This is a genomic window from Sinomonas sp. G460-2 (genome assembly GCF_047759905.1).
Taxonomy (GTDB): domain Bacteria; phylum Actinomycetota; class Actinomycetes; order Actinomycetales; family Micrococcaceae; genus Sinomonas.
In genome coordinates this window covers 1-689 of record NZ_JBKZWT010000577.1, presented here as the reverse complement: position 1 = coordinate 689, position 689 = coordinate 1, and the positions used below count along the sequence as shown (strand labels likewise).

The 689-nt window shown below is 73.6% G+C and carries 1 protein-coding gene; it reads left to right on the top strand.

The features are described from left to right. Positions 1-128: 128 nt before the first annotated feature. Positions 129-689 (top strand): hypothetical protein (locus ACLN58_RS22565; RefSeq protein WP_415857435.1); only part of this gene is annotated, 561 nt, incomplete at its 3' end.

Genomic DNA, 689 nt, shown 5'->3' with positions numbered 1-689 from the left:
CTGCTGGGACGGTGGATCCGTTTGTGTACAGCTATCGGCCTGCGTGTGTTGAGGGTGATGGGGCGTGGGACATGTGTGTGGAGGTCAATCGGAAGTGCCGGTCGGGCGGTGACCGGGCGGCACTGTTGGTGACGTGGTTCAGGGCGCCGCAGGCCAGCCCGGGGGCGTGGGAGCGGCTCGAGCAGGCCTGCATGTTCGACGGTGTGCCGCCGGAGCGTCCGGGTGGGGGCCTGGTGGTGGCGGTGACGGAGCGGCAGCTGCGGGAGCTGCCGATCGCGGCGCCGGTGCTGGGGTCCCAGCCGGGCCGGCACACGCTCAAGGGGGCCGAGACGAACCTGTACGCGGAGCCGGCGGGGCAGTCCTTCCGGCTCACGATCGCGGGCCGGGCGGTGGAGGTGCGGGTGGCCCCGGCCGAGTACCGGTGGTCGTACGGGGACGGGACCACCCTGACCACCGCGGCCCCGGGCGGGCCGATCCCCGAGGCGCGGTGGGGGGAGAAGACGGCCACGAGCCACGCCTACACCGCCACGGGGGATGTCGCCGCTTCCCTGGCGACGGTGTTCACGGGGGAGTTCTCGGTCGAGGGCGGCCCGTTCCAGCCCATCGCGGGCACCGCGACGGTCCCGTCCACGCCCCGGGCCCTGACCGTGTGGCGCTCCGAGGTGCGCCTCTACGCCGACGACTGCAAC